This window comes from Synechococcus sp. UW105 (assembly GCF_900473935.1).
In the GTDB taxonomy this organism is placed as follows: domain Bacteria; phylum Cyanobacteriota; class Cyanobacteriia; order PCC-6307; family Cyanobiaceae; genus Synechococcus_C.
In genome coordinates this window covers 179,899-201,476 of record NZ_UCNN01000008.1, presented here as the reverse complement: position 1 = coordinate 201,476, position 21,578 = coordinate 179,899, and the positions used below count along the sequence as shown (strand labels likewise).

Annotated in this window: 18 protein-coding genes; 12 read left to right on the top strand and 6 right to left on the bottom strand. The window is 59.2% G+C overall.

The window, feature by feature from the left end; all coding sequences use genetic code 11:
* On the top strand, window positions 1-1,227 hold the full coding sequence (locus tag DXY16_RS03090) for an HlyD family secretion protein (protein ID WP_115119358.1): 1,227 nt from the start codon (window positions 1-3) through the stop codon (window positions 1,225-1,227).
* Window positions 1,228-1,299: 72 nt separating this feature from the next.
* On the opposite strand, the gene DXY16_RS03085 is transcribed toward DXY16_RS03090, so the two are convergent.
* From DXY16_RS03085 to DXY16_RS03075, 3 genes are all read right to left on the bottom strand, one after another.
* On the bottom strand, window positions 1,300-3,354 hold the full coding sequence (locus DXY16_RS03085; RefSeq protein ID WP_115119356.1) for a ribonuclease J: 2,055 nt from the start codon (window positions 3,352-3,354) through the stop codon (window positions 1,300-1,302).
* A gap of 91 nt (window positions 3,355-3,445) precedes the next feature.
* Entirely contained in the window at window positions 3,446-4,354 is a 909-nt protein-coding gene (dapA, locus tag DXY16_RS03080; RefSeq protein WP_115119354.1) for a 4-hydroxy-tetrahydrodipicolinate synthase, read from the bottom strand.
* 5 nt (window positions 4,355-4,359) lie between these two features.
* Window positions 4,360-5,343 (bottom strand): aspartate-semialdehyde dehydrogenase, encoded by a 984-nt coding sequence (locus DXY16_RS03075; RefSeq protein WP_170953816.1) that lies wholly within the window; start codon window positions 5,341-5,343, stop codon window positions 4,360-4,362.
* Window positions 5,344-5,569: 226 nt separating this feature from the next.
* On the opposite strand from DXY16_RS03075, the gene tig reads away from it, so the two are divergent.
* From tig to DXY16_RS03045, 6 genes are all read left to right on the top strand, one after another.
* Window positions 5,570-7,000, top strand: coding sequence for a trigger factor (gene tig / locus DXY16_RS03070; RefSeq protein WP_115119352.1), 1,431 nt, complete (start codon window positions 5,570-5,572; stop codon window positions 6,998-7,000).
* 46 nt (window positions 7,001-7,046) lie between these two features.
* The gene (clpP, locus tag DXY16_RS03065) at window positions 7,047-7,736 is read left to right on the top strand and encodes an ATP-dependent Clp endopeptidase proteolytic subunit ClpP (RefSeq protein ID WP_115119350.1); all 690 of its coding nucleotides are present in this window, start codon (window positions 7,047-7,049) and stop codon (window positions 7,734-7,736) included.
* A gap of 87 nt (window positions 7,737-7,823) precedes the next feature.
* Window positions 7,824-9,179: an ATP-dependent protease ATP-binding subunit ClpX gene (clpX, locus tag DXY16_RS03060; protein WP_115119348.1), complete on the top strand. Its 1,356-nt coding sequence runs from the start codon at window positions 7,824-7,826 to the stop codon at window positions 9,177-9,179.
* Window positions 9,180-9,183: 4 nt separating this feature from the next.
* Entirely contained in the window at window positions 9,184-9,804 is a 621-nt protein-coding gene (locus DXY16_RS03055) for a lecithin retinol acyltransferase family protein (RefSeq protein ID WP_115119457.1), read from the top strand.
* 387 nt (window positions 9,805-10,191) lie between these two features.
* Window positions 10,192-13,344, top strand: coding sequence for a DUF4347 domain-containing protein (locus tag DXY16_RS03050; RefSeq protein WP_115119346.1), 3,153 nt, complete (start codon window positions 10,192-10,194; stop codon window positions 13,342-13,344).
* 96 nt (window positions 13,345-13,440) lie between these two features.
* Window positions 13,441-15,516 (top strand): DNA polymerase III subunit gamma/tau, encoded by a 2,076-nt coding sequence (locus DXY16_RS03045; protein ID WP_115119344.1) that lies wholly within the window; start codon window positions 13,441-13,443, stop codon window positions 15,514-15,516.
* Between the two features lie 157 nt (window positions 15,517-15,673).
* Here DXY16_RS03045 and DXY16_RS03040 read toward each other — a convergent pair whose 3' ends face one another.
* Both DXY16_RS03040 and DXY16_RS03035 read right to left on the bottom strand, forming a co-directional pair.
* Window positions 15,674-16,993: a glycosyltransferase family 2 protein gene (locus DXY16_RS03040; protein WP_115119342.1), complete on the bottom strand. Its 1,320-nt coding sequence runs from the start codon at window positions 16,991-16,993 to the stop codon at window positions 15,674-15,676.
* A 38-nt stretch (window positions 16,994-17,031) separates the two neighbouring features.
* A complete protein-coding gene (locus DXY16_RS03035) occupies window positions 17,032-18,603 on the bottom strand; it encodes a SpoIID/LytB domain-containing protein (RefSeq protein ID WP_115119340.1) in 1,572 nt (523 codons plus the stop codon).
* Between the two features lie 57 nt (window positions 18,604-18,660).
* On the opposite strand from DXY16_RS03035, the gene rpmI reads away from it, so the two are divergent.
* The 3 genes from rpmI to DXY16_RS03020 are packed head-to-tail and all read left to right on the top strand — an operon-like array spanning window position 18,661 to window position 19,879.
* Window positions 18,661-18,858: a 50S ribosomal protein L35 gene (gene rpmI / locus DXY16_RS03030; protein ID WP_115018965.1), complete on the top strand. Its 198-nt coding sequence runs from the start codon at window positions 18,661-18,663 to the stop codon at window positions 18,856-18,858.
* A gap of 60 nt (window positions 18,859-18,918) precedes the next feature.
* Window positions 18,919-19,266 (top strand): 50S ribosomal protein L20, encoded by a 348-nt coding sequence (gene rplT / locus DXY16_RS03025; protein WP_115018966.1) that lies wholly within the window; start codon window positions 18,919-18,921, stop codon window positions 19,264-19,266.
* Between the two features lie 43 nt (window positions 19,267-19,309).
* On the top strand, window positions 19,310-19,879 hold the full coding sequence (locus DXY16_RS03020) for a tetratricopeptide repeat protein (RefSeq protein ID WP_115119455.1): 570 nt from the start codon (window positions 19,310-19,312) through the stop codon (window positions 19,877-19,879).
* On the opposite strand, the gene DXY16_RS03015 is transcribed toward DXY16_RS03020, so the two are convergent.
* A complete protein-coding gene (locus DXY16_RS03015) occupies window positions 19,847-20,365 on the bottom strand; it encodes a hypothetical protein (RefSeq protein ID WP_115119338.1) in 519 nt (172 codons plus the stop codon). The genes DXY16_RS03020 and DXY16_RS03015 overlap by 33 nt on opposite strands.
* A 92-nt stretch (window positions 20,366-20,457) precedes the next feature.
* On the opposite strand from DXY16_RS03015, the gene DXY16_RS03010 reads away from it, so the two are divergent.
* Window positions 20,458-21,294, top strand: coding sequence for a thiazole synthase (locus tag DXY16_RS03010; protein WP_115119335.1), 837 nt, complete (start codon window positions 20,458-20,460; stop codon window positions 21,292-21,294).
* 76 nt (window positions 21,295-21,370) lie between these two features.
* Window positions 21,371-21,538, top strand: a complete 168-nt coding sequence (gene psb34 / locus DXY16_RS03005; RefSeq protein ID WP_115019167.1) for a photosystem II assembly protein Psb34 — start codon at window positions 21,371-21,373, stop codon at window positions 21,536-21,538.
* The last annotated feature ends 40 nt before the right edge of the window (window positions 21,539-21,578 follow it).

Genomic DNA, 21,578 nt, shown 5'->3' with positions numbered 1-21,578 from the left:
ATGGGCAAGATCAAACAGAACCCCGTTGGTGGCCTGATCCGTAAAGCTCAAGATCAACTTGAGAAACGTGCCGGTTCCATCACCAACAATGAAAGTGTTCTGCAACAAGATCGTTTCTGGCTGAAAGCCACCACTTGGGCCCTGATCGGCACCACCGTTTTCGGAATCGGCTGGCTAGCGATCGCCCGCACCGAGGAAGTGGTCGTCGCCCAAGGAAAACTCGAACCTGTCGGTAACGTCAAAGAAGTTCGGATCCCTACCGGAGGCGTTGTCGAGGAGATCCTGGTGAAAAACGGCGAGCGCGTCAAAAAGGGCCAACTGCTCATCCGCCTCGATCAAGAGAGCACGGCTGAACAACTCAACTCTTTAGAGCAAGGTGTGAGTGAAAAAAGTACTCAGATCAATCAAAAAAAAGAACAACTCAAACTCAAACGACTTGAGCGAGAACGCACCCTCGAGCTCAATCGTGAACAACTCATCACCACCAAGACCAATCTATCTCTGGAAAAAGAAATTCTTGAGCGCCTTGCAGGCCTTGCCCGCGAGGGCGCCTCACCAGACATCCAATATCTGCAACAACGCAACAAAGTCACTGAATTGAAGGGTGAGCTGGTCAAGCTCGAACTGGATGGGCGCCGCCAGATCAATCAGATCGATCAACAGATCGAACAACTGAGTGCTGAGTTAGCAGGCCTGCGCAGTGAACGCGCTCAGCTGGAAGCCAGACGCACCGAAGTGAAAGTGACCAACCGCAACCAGTTGCTGCGCTCTCCTGTGGATGGCATTGTCTTCGACCTCAAGCTCACCAACCCGGGCTTCGTCTCCCAGGACCAATCCAGCCAAGCAGCACTGAAAGTGGTGCCGTTCAACACCCTGGAAGCTGATGTGGAAATCCCAAGCAGCAAGATCGGCTTCGTGCGCAAGGGTCAAAACGCGGAAGTCAGCATCGACTCCTTTCCGGCCACCGATTTCGGTGTGCTCGAAGGCAGTGTCTCCTCGGTGGGATCCGATGCACTGGCACCAGACGCCCAACAAGGACGAGAGGAATATCGTTATCCGGCCACCATCGAGCTCAATGACCAGCAGCTCAAACTGAAGAACGGCACGACTCTGCCGCTTCAGGTGGGCATGTCACTAACAGCCAATATCAAGCTACGCAGCGTCAGCTATCTGCAGCTTCTTCTCAACACCTTCCGGAGCAAAACCGACTCGCTCCGACAAATCTGACCCTCCCAAACAGCCAAACAAAAAGCGTCGCCTTTTGGCGACGCTTGATTCACTGATTGGCGGAAACCAAGCTCAGGCCGCGGCTGAACGGCGGCGGCGAGTGCGTCCTGCGGGCATCTCGGGCTCCAGCTCGGCCTTAGGACGACTCACCACCGGCGCTGCCGCTGCAGGGGCCTGCTTCGAAACGGGTGCAGCAGGGGTCGCAGACGGTGAAGACGAGGGTGAAGACGACGGCGACGCAGGAATCACACGCTTAGGAGCCTGATCCCGGTCACGGCGACCATGACCACCCTGGCCGCGATAGCCGCCGCGGCCACCGCGACCACGAGGCGCCGGACGGTCATCCGGCTCAGCATCAGCACGGCCCTTGTACACAGGCGTGCCTCCTGGAGCTGGCTGGACAAGGCAGAGGATGAGGGGCTCCACCTGAAGCTCTCGGCGCATGCGCCGACCCAAGCCCACTTCCACCTCACGCTGCACACCCATCCAATCCACTTCTGGCGTCTTTTCACCAGTCATGCGGCAGAGCTGCTTCCAGCGGTTCTCAAGCACCCACTTGATTTCCCGCTCAGTCCAGAGCGACATCTTGCGGGCATCAGCCGTGGTGACCACACCGCGAAGGTTGACCCGTGGCGGTGCAACCATGGCGCCATCGGTACTGATCGCCGCCAAGATCGTGACCACCCCGTCTTCAGCGAGCTGCTGTCTTTCCTTAAGAACACGCGCATCGACAATGCCGTTGCGGGACTGATCCAGCAGCTCAATACCGGCCTTCACAGGATCACCCTTGCGGATCGAATCGGCGGTGAGCTCAACCACGTCTCCGTTGTCGATGATCAGCGTGTTGTCTTCCGGCACCCCCATGGAATGGCCGGTCTTGGAATGGCAGACGAGCATGCGGTGCTCACCATGCACCGGCACAAAAAACTTGGGCTTCGTCAGCGCCAACATCAGCTTCTGGTCTTCCTGGAAGCCATGACCTGACACGTGAATGCCTTCGCCTTTGCCATAAACGACCTTGGCGCCAAGCATCATCAAACGATCAATGGTGTTAACCACTGAGATCGTGTTGCCAGGGATAGGACTGGCCGAGAAAATGATCGTATCTGTAGTTTTGACCTTCACCTGCGGGTGCTCGCCGCGGGAGATGCGGCTGAGAGCCGCCAGCGGTTCTCCCTGACTTCCAGTCATCAAGAGCAGGGTTTCGCGATCGGGCAGATCGTTGATCTGCTTAATCGGCACAAACAAATCATCGGGCGCGCGCATGTAGCCAAGTTCGCGAGCTTTGGCGATCACATTGAGCATCGAGCGGCCCAGCAAACCCACCTTGCGGCCGTTCTTGAGCGCCAGCTCAAGAATCATGGCCACCCTATGGATCGAACTGGCAAAGGTGGTGATGATCACCCGGCCCTCCGCCTCCGCCATGCGGCGATCGAGATTGGGAAACACCGAACGCTCTGGCGGACAGAAACCAGGTACCTCGGCGTTGGTGGAGTCGCTGAAGAGACAGAGCACACCCTGATCACCGTGATGTGCGAGGCGGGCGATGTCGAAGTGCTCACCATCCACCGGGGTGTGATCAAATTTGAAATCACCGGTGAAAATCACCGTGCCCACAGGAGTGGTGATAGCCAAAGAAAAGCTATCCGCCATCGAGTGGGTGTTGCGGATGAACTCCACCGAGAAGTGCTGACCCACCTTGACCACGTCCCGCGGACCCACGGTCTGCAAGGTGGTGCGATCGGTAACGCCAGCCTCATCCATCTTGCCGGTGAGCATCGACAGAGCCAAACGCGGCCCATAAATCACAGGAATGTTGAAGTGCTTGAGGTGATGGGCAATGCCACCGATGTGATCCTCATGACCATGGGTGACGATCATTCCCCGGATGCGCTTCTGGTTCTCCCTCAGAAAGCTCGTATCCGGGAGCACGACATTGACACCGTGCATGCCATCGCTGGGAAAAGCCAGACCAGCGTCAACGAGCATCAGATCATCTCCGTACTCGAACACACAGGTGTTCTTGCCGATCTCATGCAGACCACCAAGGGGAATCACCCGCAGGCAGGGCTCGTTTGCTGTGGCTTGGCCATTACGTGATCGGTTGAGGGAGGAGATCGGTGTCATGGAATTGCGTCGTAACTAGAGAGAGAAAACAGGTCGGGCGCTGGCACCGAAGCCGCTGGCCTCGGAACGCCGTAGGAGATCAGCCGTGGCGTCAGGTCTGACGCAAGGCGGCCAAGGCTTGGGAGAGGGTGTCACGCATGGATGAATCGAGCGGTAGCAAAGGAAGACGAGGAGCACCGACTGGCCAACCGCTGAGCTCAAGTGCAGCTTTGACGGGAATCGGATTAGTGGTGGCGAACAGGGCCTTACAGAGCGGCAGGAGCTGGTCATGCTGCGCAAGAGCCTCAGCATGACGGCCGGCAAAGAAGGCTTCGATCATCGAGCACAGGCGACGACCGGCCACATGGCTGGCCACACTCACCACACCAACAGCACCAACGGAGAGCATCGGCAAGGTGAGGGCGTCATCACCGCTGTAGATCGCCAGTTTGGGGCCACAGGTGAGACGCAGCTGACTGACTTCTTCAGTAGTGCCGCTTGCGGCCTTGATGCTCACCACATTGGGACAATCCATCAAACGGGCCACAGTGGCAGGAGCAAGACTGCATCCGGTTCGGCCAGGGATGTTGTAAAGCATCAGAGGCAACTCAGGAGCAGCCTGAGCCACGGCGCGGAAATGGGCCTCAAGCCCCTCCTGAGGAGGCTTGTTGTAATAAGGCACAACCACCAAAGCGCCATCAGCACCAGCAGCTGCCGCCTCACGGGTTGCCTCCACTGCTTCAGCGGTGCTGTTACTACCAGTGCCTGCCAGCACCTTCACACCAGGGCCAACGGCCTCACGAACCGCAGCCAGCATCTGCACCTGCTCCTCCCAGCTGAGGGTGGGGGATTCACCAGTGGTGCCGCAGACCAAGATGCCTTCCGATCCTTCCTCCACCAGATGGCTGGCGAGCCGGCCAGCCAAGGCCAAATCAACCTTGCCTTCGGCATCGAAGGGGGTCACCATCGCCGTGAGCAAACGACCGAAAGGAGTAGGGGACAGCTGGGCAGCAGTGCTCATAGCGATCAGGAAGAAATCAGCAGTTCTGCGATCTGAATGGCGTTCAGAGCGGCCCCCTTGCGGATCTGGTCACCGCACAGCCAGAACTCGAGAGCATTCGGTTCGCTGATGTCCTGACGGATCCGACCCACAGCGATGGGATCTCGACCGGTCACATCAGTGGGCATGGGGAAACGGTTGTCGTCCGGTCGATCGATGAGCTCGACCCCAGGGGCTGCGGCAAGCAGGGAACGGGCCTCGTCGACCGGAAAGGGCTGTTCGAACTCCACATTTACGGCTTCGGAATGGGCCCTCAAGACGGGCACCCGTACACAAGTGGCACTGAAACGCAAATCCGGAAGTTCCATGATCTTGCGCGTTTCATTGACCATCTTCATCTCCTCCTCGCAATAGCTGTTTGCCTGCAGCGGGGAATTGTGAAGGAAGAGATTGAAGGCCAAGGAGTGAGGAAGCACGGCACTTTCAGGCGTGCCGCCATCGAGCACCACCTGGCTGAGGTCACGCAGCTCCTCCATGGCGCGAGCGCCGGCACCACTAGCGGACTGATAAGTACTCACCACCACCCGGCACATCGGAACCCTGGCAGCAAGAGGCGCCAGGGCAAGGGTGAGCAAAATCGTGGTGCAGTTCGGATTCGCGATGACACCCTGATGCCCAAAGGCTGCATCAGGGTTGACCTCAGGCACCACCAGCGGCACGCCCTCCTCCATCCGGAACGCGCTGGAGTTGTCAACCATCAACGCTCCGGCAGCGATGATGGCCTCACGCCACTGCTTGGAGACAGAGCCCCCGGCAGAAGCGAGCACAAGATCAACACCCTGAAAGGCCTCAGCGCTCACCTCCTGAACCGTGAGCTGCTGGCCTTTCCAAGACTGGGTCGTGCCGGCCGAGCGGGAAGATGCCAACAAGCGCAGTTCAGACACCGGGAAAGCCCGTTGCTCGAGCAGCTGAAGCAGTTCCTGACCCACAGCACCGCTGGCGCCAAGCACAGCAACGGTGAGAGGTCGGGACGGCAGGGATCGGTCGCTGGTTTGAGAGGAGATGGGCAAACGCTTGTCGCTGAAGCTGGGAAACGATTTCAGACGTCTTCTGACTGTCGAAGGGTGACCAGGATGGAGAGCTGTTGGTACACCCGAGAGAACGCTGGGGTCACAATACGCGGCGAAGCCTGTACTGGCTCTTTCATAAAGTGTTGGGCTGCCCGTACCAGTTCAGATGAGCGCCGCTTCGTTGAAGGTCAAGACCACCACCCGTCCCGGCAGCCGCCTGGCCGTTGAAGTGGCAGTGCCAGCTGCACGCTGCAAGGAGAGTTACGAAGCGGCCGTAGCTCAGCTCAGCCGGACGATCAATCTGCCCGGCTTCCGCAAGGGCAAGGTGCCCAGAGCCGTGCTGCTGCAGCAGATTGGTCCGCTTCGCATCCGTGCAACGGCTCTCGAGTCGATGGTGGATGGCGTTTGGCGTGAAGCGATCGAACAGGAGAAAATCGAGGCCCTGGGTCAGCCCGACCTCGCCGATGGCTTCGAGAAACTGCTCGACGCCTTTGATCCCAGCAAGGAACTGACCGTCACCCTGGAAACCGATGTGGCGCCGGTCCCCAAGCTGAAGGCCACCAAAGGCCTGAATGCGGAAGCTGAAAGCGTGAGCTACGACCCCGCCAAGGTCGAGGAGATGATCGAGCAATCACGCAAGCAGATGGCCACCTTGGTCCCGGTCGAGAACAGGCCAGCAGCCAGCGGGGATGTGGCCGTGGTCGGCTTCAACGGCACCTACAGCGATGACGGCAGCGCCATTGAAGGTGGCAGCGCCGACTCGATGGATGTGGAGCTGGAAGACGGCCGCATGATCCCCGGATTCGTGGAAGGGATTGTGGGCATGAGCATCGGCGATGAGAAAACCGTTGCATGCCAGTTCCCTGAGGACTACTCCAAGGACGATGCCCGTGGTCGCAAGGCCAGCTTTGTGATCAACCTCAAGGATCTCAAGACCCGTGAGCTGCCTGAGCTTGACGATGCCTTCGCCAAGCAGGCCAGCGACAAAGACACGATGACCGAACTGCGTGCTGATCTGGAACAGCGCCTTAAAGACGATGCTGATCGTCGCCAGAAGAGCAACCGTCACGACGCCCTGATCGCCGCCTTAGTGGAACAGCTGGAGGTTGAATTGCCCGAGAGCCTGGTGCAACAAGAAGTGCGCAACCTGGTCGAACAAACCGCCGGGCAGTTCGCTCAGCAAGGCATGGATGTGAAATCGCTCTTCACGCCTGAGCTCGTGCGCAATCTGATGGAATCGTCCCGACCGGAGGCGGAAGAGCGGCTTCGCCGCAGCCTGGCCCTCTCGGCCCTGGCCGAAAGCGAAGGGCTCAAGGTTGAAGACGCCGATATCGACGCGAAAGTGACCGAAGTGAAGCGGGAACTCTCAGGGGAACGAGACATCGATCCCCAACGCTTGCGGGATGTCGTGATCGAAGACCTTCTACGCGACAAGCTGCTGGGTTGGCTCGAGGACAACAGCACGGTGACCGAGAAGGCTGCTGAAGAGGCCTCGGCCAAAACCAAGGCCAAACCAGCAGCCAAAAAGGCCAAGGACACCAAGGCCAAAACCGCCAAGACCAAGACCGCAAAATCGGATGAGGACACCAAGGGCTGATCAAGCCCCATAGATTGCACCCACAACGTTCTGCCCCGACCGCCGCGTGATCAACGCCCGCAGCCACCACCCGATCCAGAACCGCTGGCATGGCATCCGCCCCAGTGCAACCATGCCATCCGCGGCTCCGGGGGTGTTGCCCACAGTGGTGGAGCAGTCGGGGCGGGGCGAACGTGCCTTTGATATCTATTCGCGTCTTCTTCGCGAACGGATCATTTTTCTAGGCACTGGTATCGATGACCAGGTTGCGGATGCCCTGGTGGCGCAACTCCTCTTCCTCGAAGCCGAAGACCCCGAAAAAGACATTCAGATCTACATCAACTCACCGGGTGGATCAGTCACAGCAGGGCTGGCGATCTACGACACGATGCAGCAGGTGACTCCAAACGTGGTCACCATTTGCTACGGCCTAGCAGCGTCGATGGGGGCCTTCCTCCTCTCCGGCGGCTGCAAAGGCAAGCGACTGGCACTGCCAAACGCCCGGATCATGATCCACCAACCACTCGGCGGCGCCCAGGGCCAGGCAGTGGATATCGAAATCCAGGCCCAGGAAATCCTCTTTCTTAAGGAAACCTTGAACGGACTGATGGCCCAACACACCGGCCAACCCCTCGACAAAATCTCCGAAGACACTGACCGCGACTACTTCCTTTCGCCGGCAGAAGCGGTTGAATACGGCTTGATCGATCGGGTGGTGGACAGTCCCGCAGACGGAGGAATCGTTACGGAGGGCTGACATCGCCCGTTTCAGCAACGATCCTTGGTACCGGACCGTCCCTTCACGAGAGGTCCGTTTCTGCCCGTTTGAAGAGTCCGGCGCCCGATGGCCAAATTCGATGCCCATCTGAAGTGCTCCTTCTGCGGCAAGTCCCAGGAACAGGTGCGCAAGCTGATCGCCGGTCCCGGCGTCTATATCTGCGATGAATGCATTGATCTCTGCAACGAGATCCTTGATGAAGAGCTGATCGACGCCCAGGGCAATCCCCGCCATGGCGCTGATGCAGGTCGCAAAACCGCCCAGGGCACACGCAAGAGCAGCAAGCCAGCACCCACCCTGGCCACGATTCCCAAACCGCAGGAGATCAAGTCATTCCTGGATGAACAGGTTGTTGGTCAGGACGCTGCCAAGAAGGTGCTGTCTGTGGCTGTTTACAACCACTACAAGCGGCTGGCCTGGCAGGGGGATGGCAAAGGCGAAACGGAAGAGACCGCGACCCGATTGCATAAGAGCAACATCCTGCTGATCGGCCCGACTGGCTGCGGCAAGACCCTGCTGGCCCAAACGCTGGCAGAAATGCTGGATGTGCCCTTCGCCGTGGCCGATGCCACCACCCTCACGGAAGCGGGATACGTCGGTGAAGACGTGGAAAACATCCTGCTGCGACTGCTGCAGAAAGCCGACATGGATGTGGATCAGGCTCAGCGCGGCATTATTTATATCGACGAGATCGACAAAATCGCTCGCAAGAGTGAAAACCCCTCGATTACCCGCGATGTCTCTGGTGAAGGCGTTCAGCAAGCCCTGCTGAAAATGCTTGAGGGCACCGTCGCCAACGTGCCGCCGCAAGGTGGTCGTAAGCACCCTTATCAAGACTGCATCCAGATCGATACCAGTCAGATCCTGTTCATCTGTGGCGGCGCCTTCGTGGGGCTGGACGATGTGGTGCAGAAACGTATGGGACGTAATGCCATCGGATTCGTGCCAAGCAGCGATGGTCGCGGCCGCAACCGCGCCAACCGCGACCTCCAGGCCGCCCAAGTGCTGCGCCATCTGGAGCCCGACGACCTGGTGCGCTACGGCCTCATCCCAGAATTCATTGGCCGGATGCCAGTGAGCGCCGTGCTTGAACCCCTTGATGAACCAGCCCTCAAGTCAATTCTCACCGAGCCTCGCGATGCGCTGGTGAAACAGTTCCGCACCTTGCTGAGCATGGACAACGTGCAGCTCGAATTCGAGAACGATGCCGTAGCAGCTATCGCCTCAGAGGCCCACCGACGCAAAACCGGCGCCCGTGCCCTCCGCGGAATCGTGGAGGAGCTGATGCTCGATCTGATGTACGACCTCCCCTCGCGCAAGAACGTGAAAACCTTCACCGTGACTCGCGCCATGGTGGATGAACACACCGGCGGCAAGGTGCTGCCGCTTCCAGGTGCTGATCGCCAACAGGAATCCGCCTGAAGCGATGGCCGCTGCCGATCACCTTCAGGTGCCTCGGCAGCACGGCCTTTTTCTCCACCACGGCATCGACTTAGGCGACGGCACCGTGGCCCACTACCTGGAGGGCCGTGAAATCCTGCGCAGTTCGCTGGACGACTTCAGCCAGGGCCAACCGGTAAGCGTGGTGCCGCATGCGGAGTGCTCTCTCCAGGGGGTGACCTTGCGGCGGGCGATGGGCCGCATCGGCGAGCAGAACTACAACCTGTTGTTCAATAACTGCGAGCATTTCGCCACCTGGTGCAAGACCGGCCGCCATCGCAGCGCCCAGGTGAACTCGGTGATCGACAAAGCCCGCAGCTGGAGTGCCCGCATGCCATCAGCGCTAATGGCCGGGCTAGAGCTGCTGGTGCAACGGGGACTTCTGGATGACAACAGCCGCGCCCTGGCCAGCAAGGGTGTGACCCAACTGGAACAACTGCGCCTCAAACTGCTGAGCAAGTTGGAAGCCCTGCTGCAACAGGCTGGTGATGGTGGCAATCAGCGCTTACTGCTGAGTGGCCAAAGCCTGGCAGATGAATTAGCGGCGGTGGAAGACCTGGAAGACAAGCTCAACACCCTGCTGGAGCAGCAAGGAAGAGATAAATAAGACCAGGCCGTTTCGAATCAAGGCCAAGAAAGCGGCACAAACACGCTTTTATTTGGGCAACAGGGGGTGAAAATATTTTACCCATCCAATAAAGAACTGACAAAAACCACCAACGACTCAATCAAACACCTTGCGAATGTCAATACAAATAGGGCATTGGCAATCTTGAGTGATGCGTGAACGTCACCTCGCAGACAACAGAGAAACAACTACAGCAGAGCCCAGCAACGCATCGACGACTTAACCAGGCGCTGATCAGTACAGCTCTGGCGCAGGTGATTCGACTCAGCAACGCAACCAGAACTCAGCGCTGAAAAGCAACGTACTTAGGCGCCTCCCCCAACACCGCCCAGCCACTTCATTAGCAACATCCCAAGCCGATTAATCATGACCTTCAAAGCCTGCGGACTCGAGCAGATCAACAGCTCCACTACCACCCAAGGGCAGAAACAGGCCACGCTGATCGTTGCTGACGGCAGCTGCCCCAAGATCCGGGAGCTGCTGGCTGAAGCCTTGGTGCCGGTGCTGTGGCTGGAGGCCGAGCAACACCCACTAAAAGCGGTAACCGCTGCCCTCAAGGTGCGCCGACAGCAGGGGAAACCGGTGGAGACGCTGCACTGGGTTAGCCATGGTCGGCCTGGGGTACTGCAGGTGGGCGGGCGCGAAATCACGCGTGAAACGCTGGTTCTTTATCGCGCTGACCTGGGAACGTGGGGACTCAAAAATCTGGCCCTATGGAGCTGCCGCTATGGCGCCGCGCCAGTGCCCATCAGCCTGCTGGAGGAATTCATCGGAGCATCAGTCTTTGCCAGCGCAAGCGATCTCGGCCGAACAAGCGAAGCAATCACCCAGTGGAAGCTTGGAGCCACTGATATTGCGATCCCGGTGAACCCGGCAAAACTGCGCAGATGGGCACACAAGTTAGGCGAAAAGATATATACAACCCATGGTCAGGGCAAGAAACTGGGTTATGTAGATAAATCTGATAATTCATTCACAGATCTTGGCAAGTTTAACGACGGAACCAGCAATCTGACCACGGTCTGGGGACTCGCTTTCGGCAAGGACGGGAATTTATATGCAACGCAAGAAGCCAATTCTATGAACCATGACCCAGGCGATCCTGGCACCAAGATTTACAAAGTCGACCTCACGTCATCAACCGATCCCGCCACAACCGTCCTAACCCAAGCGCCGGTCGAAGTCACCACAGACTCAAGCGTTGCCGGCGATCCCGGTGGACCGATCCAGTTCCACGCCATGGATGTCGACTCCGACGGTTTGATGTATGCACTCGACCTGAGAGGCTACATCTACAAAGTTGATATTGCCACAGGCGCAGCAACATACATTGCAGAAACAAGTAAGAGCGATAGCTCAAAAATAACAAGCGCAATGGATATCGCATTCGATGTCGACGGCAATCTTTTTGCTGTCGATGGAAGCGGAGCTCTTTATCAGATTTCACTGAATGGAAGCACAACAGCTACGGCGACGCAGCTGGGCTCAACTTCCTACAACATGCTGATGGGGCTAATGGTCACATCAGACAACACCCTGTACGGGACAAATTTTACAAGTGGCAAGCTTTTTTCAATTAACAAGAGCACCGGTGCTCTCACCGAACAGACCTCCACTGGCTTTACCAACAATCCCCATGGAGGCGATGCTTACATCCCCTATACAGGCTGGCCTACTACCCCTGGTACTCCCGTAATTTCTAACGCCGGAGATACTCTTTCCTACACAGAAGGCGATGGCGCCACTGTCATCGACTCCTCTCTCTCCATCTCCGATGCCGATGACACCAACATCGAATCAGCCACCGTCACCATCTCCTCTGGCTTCCAATCCGCAGAAGATGTTCTCGCTTTCTCCGATACCTCCGCCATCACTGGCTCCTGGAATGCATCCACGGGCGTCTTAACCCTCACAGGCTCCGACACCCTCGCCAATTACAAGACAGCACTCGAATCGGTCACCTACAACAACACCTCCGACAACCCCAATACCGCAAACCGCACCATCTCCTGGGTCGTCAATGACGGCACCGATTCCTCCTCCGCTGTCACCTCAACGGTCGCCATCACCGCCGCCACTGATATAAACATTGGCTATTTCAGCGGTTCTGCCACCACCACAAAGGCTGCTCTTGAAAGCACAACAGAAGCGATTAATTCATCTGCGATCAAAGATCTAACCAATGCTGGTATCACTCTGCAGTCAGACTCCCTCGCTTTCAAAGCCAAGGTCAACGAGAACATTCCCAGAACCACATTCAATCTGGCGCTCTCAAGCCTCAATTTTGAGAATGGCGCCATCACCACTGGGGAAGGGGTACGCGACACCAGGAAAAAGCTTCTCTATTACTCCGTCAACAATGCAGGAGATGTCTCAGCCCTGAGTTTCGATCCCATCATCAACGCGGGCGCTCGTTTTTATGATCTCGATGGTGATGGACTTGCCGATTATCTTTCTCTGACCTTGGTGGATGGAGGCTTTGGTGATAAAGACGGAGTGAAAAATGGAGTCATTGACGATCCCTCCACTGCGGCCACTGGGACACTGGATCCTGGCATCCAAGCCAACGATGGTCCCTTCAATCTGCTGACGATTGCTGACCCCGACAATGCTGCACCAGCAGCTTTCAATCTCAACGCCACCATCACCGGAGGCACTGATGTGGTGAACCAGATCGGCTACATCGTGCTGAACGCCGATGAAGTCGCAACGGCCAAAACCATCCTTAGTGATCTGGATCAGCTCAAGAAACGCGCGACCATCCTGTTCAGCAGCCTGGAAGCGAAGGATGTCACCCTGGCCAAAGCCTTCCAGTTCTCCAGAGACCTGCTGATCCGCAACGGTCAATCGGTGCGTTTCTTCTCTGTTGAAAACACCACCCTCGACAATCTGCGCAGCCTCGATGATTCCGGTTTCTCATTCCTCAAGTCCACGGCCAAGGGCGATGGCTCCTTCTCTCTCTCGTCGGGATCAGGCCTGAGTATTGATCTTGCCCTCAATGCCAACGACCAGGGGCTTGGCGCTCTCGTGGCCCAGGCTCAAGACATGGCCCCCGTCCTCAATGTCACTCCATTCACCAATGGAGAAACCCTCAACGGCACCCTGGTGCAGGCCAGGGAAGCCACCCTTGATGCCCTCACCGGTTTCTACAAGGTGGTCGATCCCAACGGGATGGTGATGGCTGCCGATGGCTCTCTGATCGCCCCAGGCGCTGCGGGTTACGCCAAAGCGGCTCTACGCGCCGACAACCTCTTTGGCGGAGACGATTTCAACTTCTCCCTGGCCAATGGCAACACTGAAGAGTCAGCTCTTGAGATGGCGAATCTCAGCGGCTACCTGGCCCCCTACGCCAAGGTGCAGAGCAATACGTTCTTTGCCTTTGCCAAGGCCAACAGCGATGGCATCAGCCACTTCCGCGTTCTTGGCAACAACCTCTTTGGCCTGGAGGACCAGGTCGGTGGAGGGGACCGCGACTTCGACGATCACATCCTTTCTTTCAACTTCGATTCAATCACCTAATCCACAACTGTGATCTGAGGCCACCTCCAAAGCCACACCCTCATGCACGCCTGCCGCCAGTCGGCCTCGGTAACCTCTGGGTTCCGCAGGCAGCGCATGAGCCAGGCCTACCAGCCGCTGCATCACAAATACCGACCCCAGCGGTTTGACCAGCTGGTGGGGCAGGACGCGATTGCCGCGACCCTGGGGCACGCCCTGCGCACTGACCGGATCGCGCCTGCCTACCTCTTCAGCGGCCCGCGCGGTACCGGCAAGACCTCCAGCGCCAGAATCCTGGCCCGTTCGCTCAACTGCCTCAGCAGCGAAGGGCCGACGCCTGAACCCTGCGGCACTTGCGAGCTCTGCACCACGATCGCAGCCGGCACCGCCCTTGATGTGATCGAGATCGACGCCGCCTCCAATACCGGCGTTGACAACATCCGCGATCTGATCGAACGCTCCCGATTCGCACCAGTGCAGGCGCGCTGGAAGGTGTACGTGGTGGACGAGTGCCACATGCTCTCCACCGCCGCCTTCAACGCCCTGCTCAAGACGCTGGAAGAGCCGCCACCGCGGGTGGTGTTCGTGCTGGCCACCACCGACCCGCAGCGAGTGCTGCCCACGATTCTGAGCCGCTGCCAGCGCTTCGATTTCCGTCGCATCCCGATCGATGCACTGGAGAAACACCTCACCTGGATCGCTGAACAGGAATCGATCCCCATCCAGCCAGAAGCAGTGCATGTGGTAGCCCAGCGAGCCCAGGGGGGCCTGCGCGATGCGGAAAGCCTGCTGGATCAGCTCAGCCTGCTGCCGGCTCCGATTGAAGCCGATGCCGTATGGGACCTGCTCGGCGCCGTTCCCGAACAGGACCTCATCGCGTTGGCGGAAGCCCTGGCGAGCGGTGATCCACTGCAGCTGGTGGAATCGAGCCGCAGCCTGCTGGACCGGGGGCGCGATCCTGGCGCCGTACTGCAAGGCCTGGCCGGCATCCTTCGGGACCTGGTGCTGATGGCAGCTGCGCCGGATCGTCCGGAGCTCACCAGTGTGTCGCCCCAGTTCCGTGCGCAGCTGCCCGATCTGGCGCAACGAATCGGGAGGCAACGGTTACTGCACTGGCAAGCGCGCTTACGAGGCAGCGAACAGCAACTGCGTCTGAGCGTGCAACCCCGGCTGTGGCTGGAAGTCTTGCTGATGGGCCTGCTGGCCGAAGCCGAACCCGTTGCCGCCAAAGGCATGGCCACCATGCCTCAAGCTGCAGCACAGACTCCAGCCCCAGCTGCCGCAGCACTGAAAACAACTGCACAAGCTGCTGCCGTTGCACACCCTGCTGCAGCTTCAGTTCCCGTGCCCAGCGAAGCGACTGCAGTGGCGGCTCCACCTCCCTCAGCTGCGCCAGCACCCCCAACTGAAACAGCTGCGGCCCCAACAACCGCTTCGGTGTCCTTACCTCCCACCGGCCCAGCTGCCACCACTGCAGCACCAGCGACCGATCTGGAAGCAGAGCAGACGAGCCCAGACGAGACTGCCAGTGCTGCTTCCGGTGCCACAAGCACCAACCTGCCCGAGCTCTGGCAGCAGATCCTGGCCAGCCTGGAATTGCCCTCCACGCGGATGCTGCTCTCCCAGCAGGCTCAATTGGTGCGGATGGATTCGCATCGGGCCGTGGTGCAGGTAGCCGGAAACTGGATGGGCATGGTGCAAAGCCGTGCCACCTTGCTGGAGCAGGCCATCGCCAGGGCCTGCGGCGGCAACCGCCAACTGGTGCTGGAGAACCACGCTGGTGTCATCACCCCAGCAACAGCAGCCCCCGGTGCCGCCCCACCTGCTTCCGCGCCAACGCCGGCACGGGCACAAGCCAGGAGTGCAGCACCAACCCTCTCAGCGCCCACCCAACCGCCTGCTTTGCAGTCCACTGCTGCCATCCCCGCTCCGCCTCCTGCTCAGTCCCAGCCCCAAACCGGATCCATGCCAACGCCCGTGACTACACCGACGGGTTCACCACCAGCAACAACGACAGCAGGCACACCACCATCGCCTCAGCTACCCCAGACAGCTGCACCGACGCAGGAGCAGGGGCAGCCAACCGCTAATCCACCAGGCCAACCTCCAATGCGCTCACCAATGGACGACAAAGTGAAGCGCTTCGCTGACTTCTTCAATGGCCAAGTCGTCGATGCTGACCTGGACAGCTAATTCAAACCGCAACTAGAAAAGAGAAGCAAATCAGACTCAATAACTCCTTCCGGCAAAAGAAATATGCGTTGCCCCAAATAAAGCTTTAAGCGACATCTATTTCAACGAAGCAATCAACAAGCAAAAGCCATAAGTGGCTCAAACTTGATTGTTTAGATTAAGCCGGTGCCTCGCCGCGATGACTGGTCTTGGCCCACACCAATCGCTTCGGGAACAGGGCCATCTTCAGCGTGACCCAGGGAATCACGACAAACCAATGACCCAGATAAGCGATCCCAAGCAGCAAGTTGAGCAACCCGGGCCGAGGAAGCTCAGGGCCCTCGCTCAACCTGCGACAACCACGCCAATACGCCAAACCCGACACGCTGAACGCAACGATTGAGAGAGGCCAGTACACCGGCATCGTGCGCAGGATCAGGCTCGTGACCAGATCCGCAAACGACAGCAAGGGCAACACGTACTGGAGCAAAAAGAAACAGGCCAGATCGAGCTTCTGACCAGCACTCAGCGATCCAGAGGTGAGTTTCGGCCAGTAATCAAAGAAACGCTGCAACCCACCTTCAGCCCAACGTTGACGCTGCTTCCACAGGGCCGGGAGCGATTCCACCGCCTCCTCCTGGACTGGGGGGTCCCAGAGCAAACCCACAGGGGCGCCATCGGTCAGAAGCCGAAAGCTGAGATCGAGATCGTCAGTGACTGTGTCTTCGTTGAAGCCGCCACAGGCCTGAAGTCGGCTGCGCTGAAGCAACTGCCCGTTACCGCGAAGCTCCATCACGCCGGCGCCCCGGAGCCGACCCTGCTGCAAAAGAGCGTCGAGAGCCATCTCCATCGCCTGCACCCTCGTGAGCCAACTCTGCTGGGCGTTCGTGACCGCTTTACGCAACTGCACGGCAGCCCAGCGGCCACGAAGCGCAAAAGGCAGCAAGCGCTCCAACACATCGTTCTGGAGCTGCGCATCAGCATCCAGCACCAACATCCAATCGCCCTTGAGCTGCTGAAGCACGGTGTTGAGCGCGCCCGACTTTCCTCCACCTGCACCGCGCTTGCGATGAATCACCTGCAACTGAGGATGCTGCTGCTTGAGGTCATCGAGCAAGAGGCCGGTGCGATCCTCACTGCCGTCATCCACAACCCAGAGCGAAAGGCGCTCCTTGGGATAGCGCAAGGCAGTAAGACGCTCCACCAACCTGGTGACTACTGCTTCCTCATCCCGGGCGGCCACCACCACATCCACTGCGGGCAAATCCAGAGAATCATCCTCTCGATCTGGATCAGCGCCCGGAGCACAGGGCTGATCACGACTGCGCAGCACGGTGCGAAGGCCGTAACCCCCCAGCAGCAGTGCCAAGGTGACCGCTGGCGCCAGGCTGCGCAGAGGATCCAACCAGTGGGGTGCTGCCCCCGCCCAGCCGCAGGCCACAAGGAACAGGGCTGACTTGCCGCGTCGGTGATCACCAGTCACTGCCGCCACGGCCATCGCACTTCGCGGAATAGCGGGACTCTAAGCGGCGCTCCCTATGGGGCTAGCGGTGCCAGGGTCGCTCCCGGGTAGTAGTGCTGAAGAATGCGCTGCACCGACCATCCCCGAGAGGCCAGATCAATGGCCCCGGCCTGGGACAGTCCGGCCCCATGGCCGAAGCCACCGCCGTTGAAGCGCCAAACTCCCTCTCCACTGGTTTCGAGTGTGAACAGAGTGCTGGGCAGCCGCCGCAAGGTGCGGCGAATGGCATCAAGACGCAGATCCACAGGGGAACCTGGCCCATCGCCCTCAATGCGCAGGGTCAGAACCCTCCCACTAGGGCCACGCTTCACCACCGCTACGTCCTGCACAACACCAGGGGACTGAGAGGCCAAGGCCCTTTCAAGCTGAGATGCCGTATAGGTCCGCGTCCAGCGGAATAACGGATGACCAGCCCCATAAGCACCACGACCAGCCTGAACAAGACGGCTCACGGCATCGGCATCGTTCAACGGCAGCACAACGGCATCAAGCCAGCCCTGGTCACCATCGGCTTGAGCCTGCAGGTAAGCAGCGGGAGCCATCGCCCACGCCTCAGGCGCCGAGGCCATCACACCACCATTGGAGGCGTGATAAACAGCACTGATCGGTTTGCCGTTCCACTGCAACACCTGACCAGTCGTGGCCTTAATGGCCTGTCGCACCGCTGAACCGGCATCGCGGGGATCGCTATAGACCTGGCACTGGGTGTCACTGCACAGGTGATAGCCGTCGATGCCAAAACGATGGCTATTGGCCAGCGCCCATGTGCGGGCCAGGACGGCCTGAGCCTGCAAAGCCGCCTCCGGCGAACCAGCCCCAATCTCATGGGGCACCACACCCTCGAGGTAACGCTCCAGTGGTACCTGCTCAAGCAGCGTCCAGCTGCCGTAGGCATCTGGCTGCAGCCGGAATGGCCCCTGCATCACACCACCCTTCCAGCTCAAACCATCGGGGGCCTCGAGCAACAAGGGCCCAGCAAGGGTCTTGAGGTCGCCATCGATGCCCTCCAGTACCGGACGAACCACTGAAGTGATCGTGTTGCGCCAAGGACGGGTCGCAACTCCCTCCAGCACAGAAGCAGTCTCTGGAGCCCAGACCTCCCACTCACCCGGATGGGCGACCAACGCCTGAACGCCCTGCTGACGCCACCGCTGTGCCACCCGATCGGCGGTCTCGAAACTGGCGTAAGGCCCCGCCACTAAACGGGACACCTTGACGGGCTCAGCAAGCGGCTCCAACCGCCAACTGATCGAGAGGTTTGGAGCAGTCGCTAGTGGCTGGGAGACCCCCGAAGCGTTGCCATCTCGGAGCACCAGTGGGGAAGCCCCAGCACTGCGAAGCGTCAATGTCGGAGCGGACTGATCACGCTTTGTGCCCCGTCCAAGGTGATCGTCAAGGGCAACCCAAAGACGATTCCCAGACGCCTGGGGCGGCGCTGGCACAGGACGATGCGTGGGGATGACAGGCTTGTCGGGCCCAGGGGAGACCGCCGCCTCCTGGGCCCGACAACCACCGCAGATCACACTCACCACCAGCACACAAGGGGTGATGACCCCCAGCGACAGGACGCGTCCTAAGCGGTTCATTGGCTGGGGGAGGATGAGGGCGTATTGTTGTCGTTTGTGCCACGTGCTGCCAGAGACATGCCCAAGCTGAAGACCCGCAAAGCAGCCGCCAAGCGGTTCAAAGCAACAGGTACTGGCAAATTCATGCGTCGTCGTGCCTTCCACAATCACCTTCTGGATCACAAGAGCCCGAAGCTGAAGCGCCACCTGGGCACCAAAGCCGTTGTGGACCGCACCGATGAGGAACGTGTGGCCCTGATGATGCCTTACGCCTGATCGAGCTTGCGCTCGCTCGTCGCGAACCCGAACTGTTTCCCTTACTGACTCCCCTGATCCATGGCCCGCGTTAAAAGAGGCAACGTTGCCCGCAAGCGCCGTAACAAGATCCTGCGCCTTGCCCGTGGTTTCCGTGGCAGCAACGGCACCCTCTTCCGCACCGCCAACCAGCGCGTGATGAAGGCGCTGTGTAACGCCTATCGCGACCGTCGTCGTCGCAAGCGTGACTTCCGTCGCCTCTGGATTGCACGGATCAACGCTGCTGCACGTCTCAACGGCATGAGCTATAGCCGTCTAATCGGCGGCCTCAAGAAGGCCGATGTGCGGCTGAACCGCAAGATGCTGGCCCAACTGGCCGTAGCTGATCCCGGCAGCTTCACCAATGTGGTGACAGCAGCAAAAAGCTGAATCAAACGCCGAACCATTGAACTGAGAGGAGGAGTTGCTCGTGATGGATGGACTCCTCCCACAGACCTATCTGCTGGGTCTGATCGTGTTGCTCGCGATCGTTGCCATTGTGGTCGGTCGACAGCTGCTTCGAACCCGCAGGGATGAGCTCAGCCTGATCCAGTTTGAGCAAGAGGGTGCTGCAACGTCGAAAGATGCTGGCCGGCTCTATGAACTCGCCTCTGTGCAACTACGCAAACGCCTCTACCCACAGGCCACGGCCAACCTGCGCCAAGCACTAAAGCGCCTTTCAGGGGAGCCTGATGAAGCCAAGGCGCTGATCGAGAACGCCCTGGGCTTCGCTTTGGCTGCTCAGAAAGACTTCGACGGTGCGGTGAAGCATTACAGGTCTGCTCTGAATGCCAAGGCGGACTACCCCGTGGCCCTCAACAACCTTGCCTTTGCCCATGAGCGCCTGCTCGAGCCGGAGAAGTCTGCAGATCTCTATCGCAAAGTGTTGGAATTTGAACCCTCCAACACCACAGCAACCAAACGGCTCAAACGCATTGAACGCCAACTTCGTTCAGGCCAAGACGCCAGCTCACCAGAGGCCGCGAATCGGAAGGGCTTCTGAGACGCAACCAGGCGACAGACTCAAGCGTCCGCCGGGATTGGTGAGCCGAGGCGCTTCCCAGCCAGCAAGGTCAAACCCCTGAAGACCCAGAAACTCGCCGCCACTCTCCAACCCGTCGGGGAGACTGTCAGCAAGGGGAATCAGATCAAGCTGATCTGACTTGGCATTGAGATTGCCTTGAACTGGGGTCTTGATCGTGCCAATCGTCATGTCTCCGCGGAGCGCCACCATTTGTCCATAGGCCTGCACGCTGGAAAGATTGAGCAGCACCTCCTGATCCATGCCGTTGGGGAAGCTCTTGTAACGCCCGCACCATTGGCGCGGCATCGTGACGGCTAAGTCGGAAGCACGAGCTACCGGATCAAAGCTTTCAACATTGCCCTCGAGCATCAGAGGCATCGCCAGCCTTGAACTATCAAAAGGCAGCTGGCTTTCAAAAGGCACGGCACTTTCAACAGGCAGATCCACGACGGGTGGAACAGGCATGGCTGAAACAGGATGATGGGCTCAAGTTAGGGCCATTCCAACTGGCCTGTTCAGTCCCCACCCGGTTCTCACACCCTTTTCTGCTCTTCGGCATGTCCACGGTTTCGACCTCTCCCCTCTCCAGCTGCACCAACGCTTCGGATCCGCTGCAGATCGCAGGGCGACAGTTCAACAGTCGCTTGTTCACTGGCACGGGCAAATACCCGAATCTGGCCACAATGCAGCAAAGCCTGGAACGATCGGGTTGCGAGATCGTCACCGTGGCCGTACGCCGGGTCCAGACGGTGGCTGCAGGGCATGAAGGCCTGATGGAAGCGATCGACTGGTCAAGAATCTGGATGCTCCCCAATACGGCAGGTTGTGCCACCGCTGATGAAGCAGTGCGCGTGGCACGGCTGGGTCGCGAACTCGCCAAGCTGGCAGGCCAGGAGGACAACACCTTCGTCAAGCTGGAGGTGATCCCCGATAGCCGCCATCTCCTCCCCGATCCGATTGGCACGCTCGAAGCCGCCAAACAACTCGTGAAGGAGGGGTTCACCGTTCTCCCCTACATCAATGCCGATCCTCTATTGGCCAAACACCTGGAGGATGTGGGCTGCGCCACGGTGATGCCCCTAGGCTCGCCGATCGGCTCCGGTCAGGGTCTCCGCAACCTCGCCAACATCGCTCTGATCATTGAGAACGCCAGCGTTCCAGTTGTGGTGGATGCGGGGATCGGCGTTCCGAGTGAAGCCGCCCAAGCACTGGAGATGGGGGCAGCAGCGGTCCTGGTCAACAGTGCCATTGCCATGGCGGGAGACCCTCCAGCCATGGCCGAAGCCATGGGCTTAGCCGTTCAGGCAGGCAGACAAGCCCACCTAGCAGGCCGGCTGCCACTGCGTCAGGACGCCTCCCCTAGCTCCCCCACCACCGGAACGGTGAAAAGCTAGTCATGACAGACCATGGCGCAATCGGCCCAAAGCAGCCAGAAGCCCATAAGGTCTCCCCTTCGGAAACATCGAATCCATGCAAGTCACAGAAGAGGATGGAGGAAGGCTGAATGCCTTCGCCAAAGAACCACGCATGGAAGTGATTGACGTGAAATCCAGCCGCAGCAGCAGCTCTCAGCTGTTGATCGTGGTTGGCGGGGTGCTTGTGGTCGCCCTAGTGGCCGTGACTGTGGTGATCAGCTGAAAACCCTGTAGTAGCTTGCCCGGGATTAGCGCTCAGCACG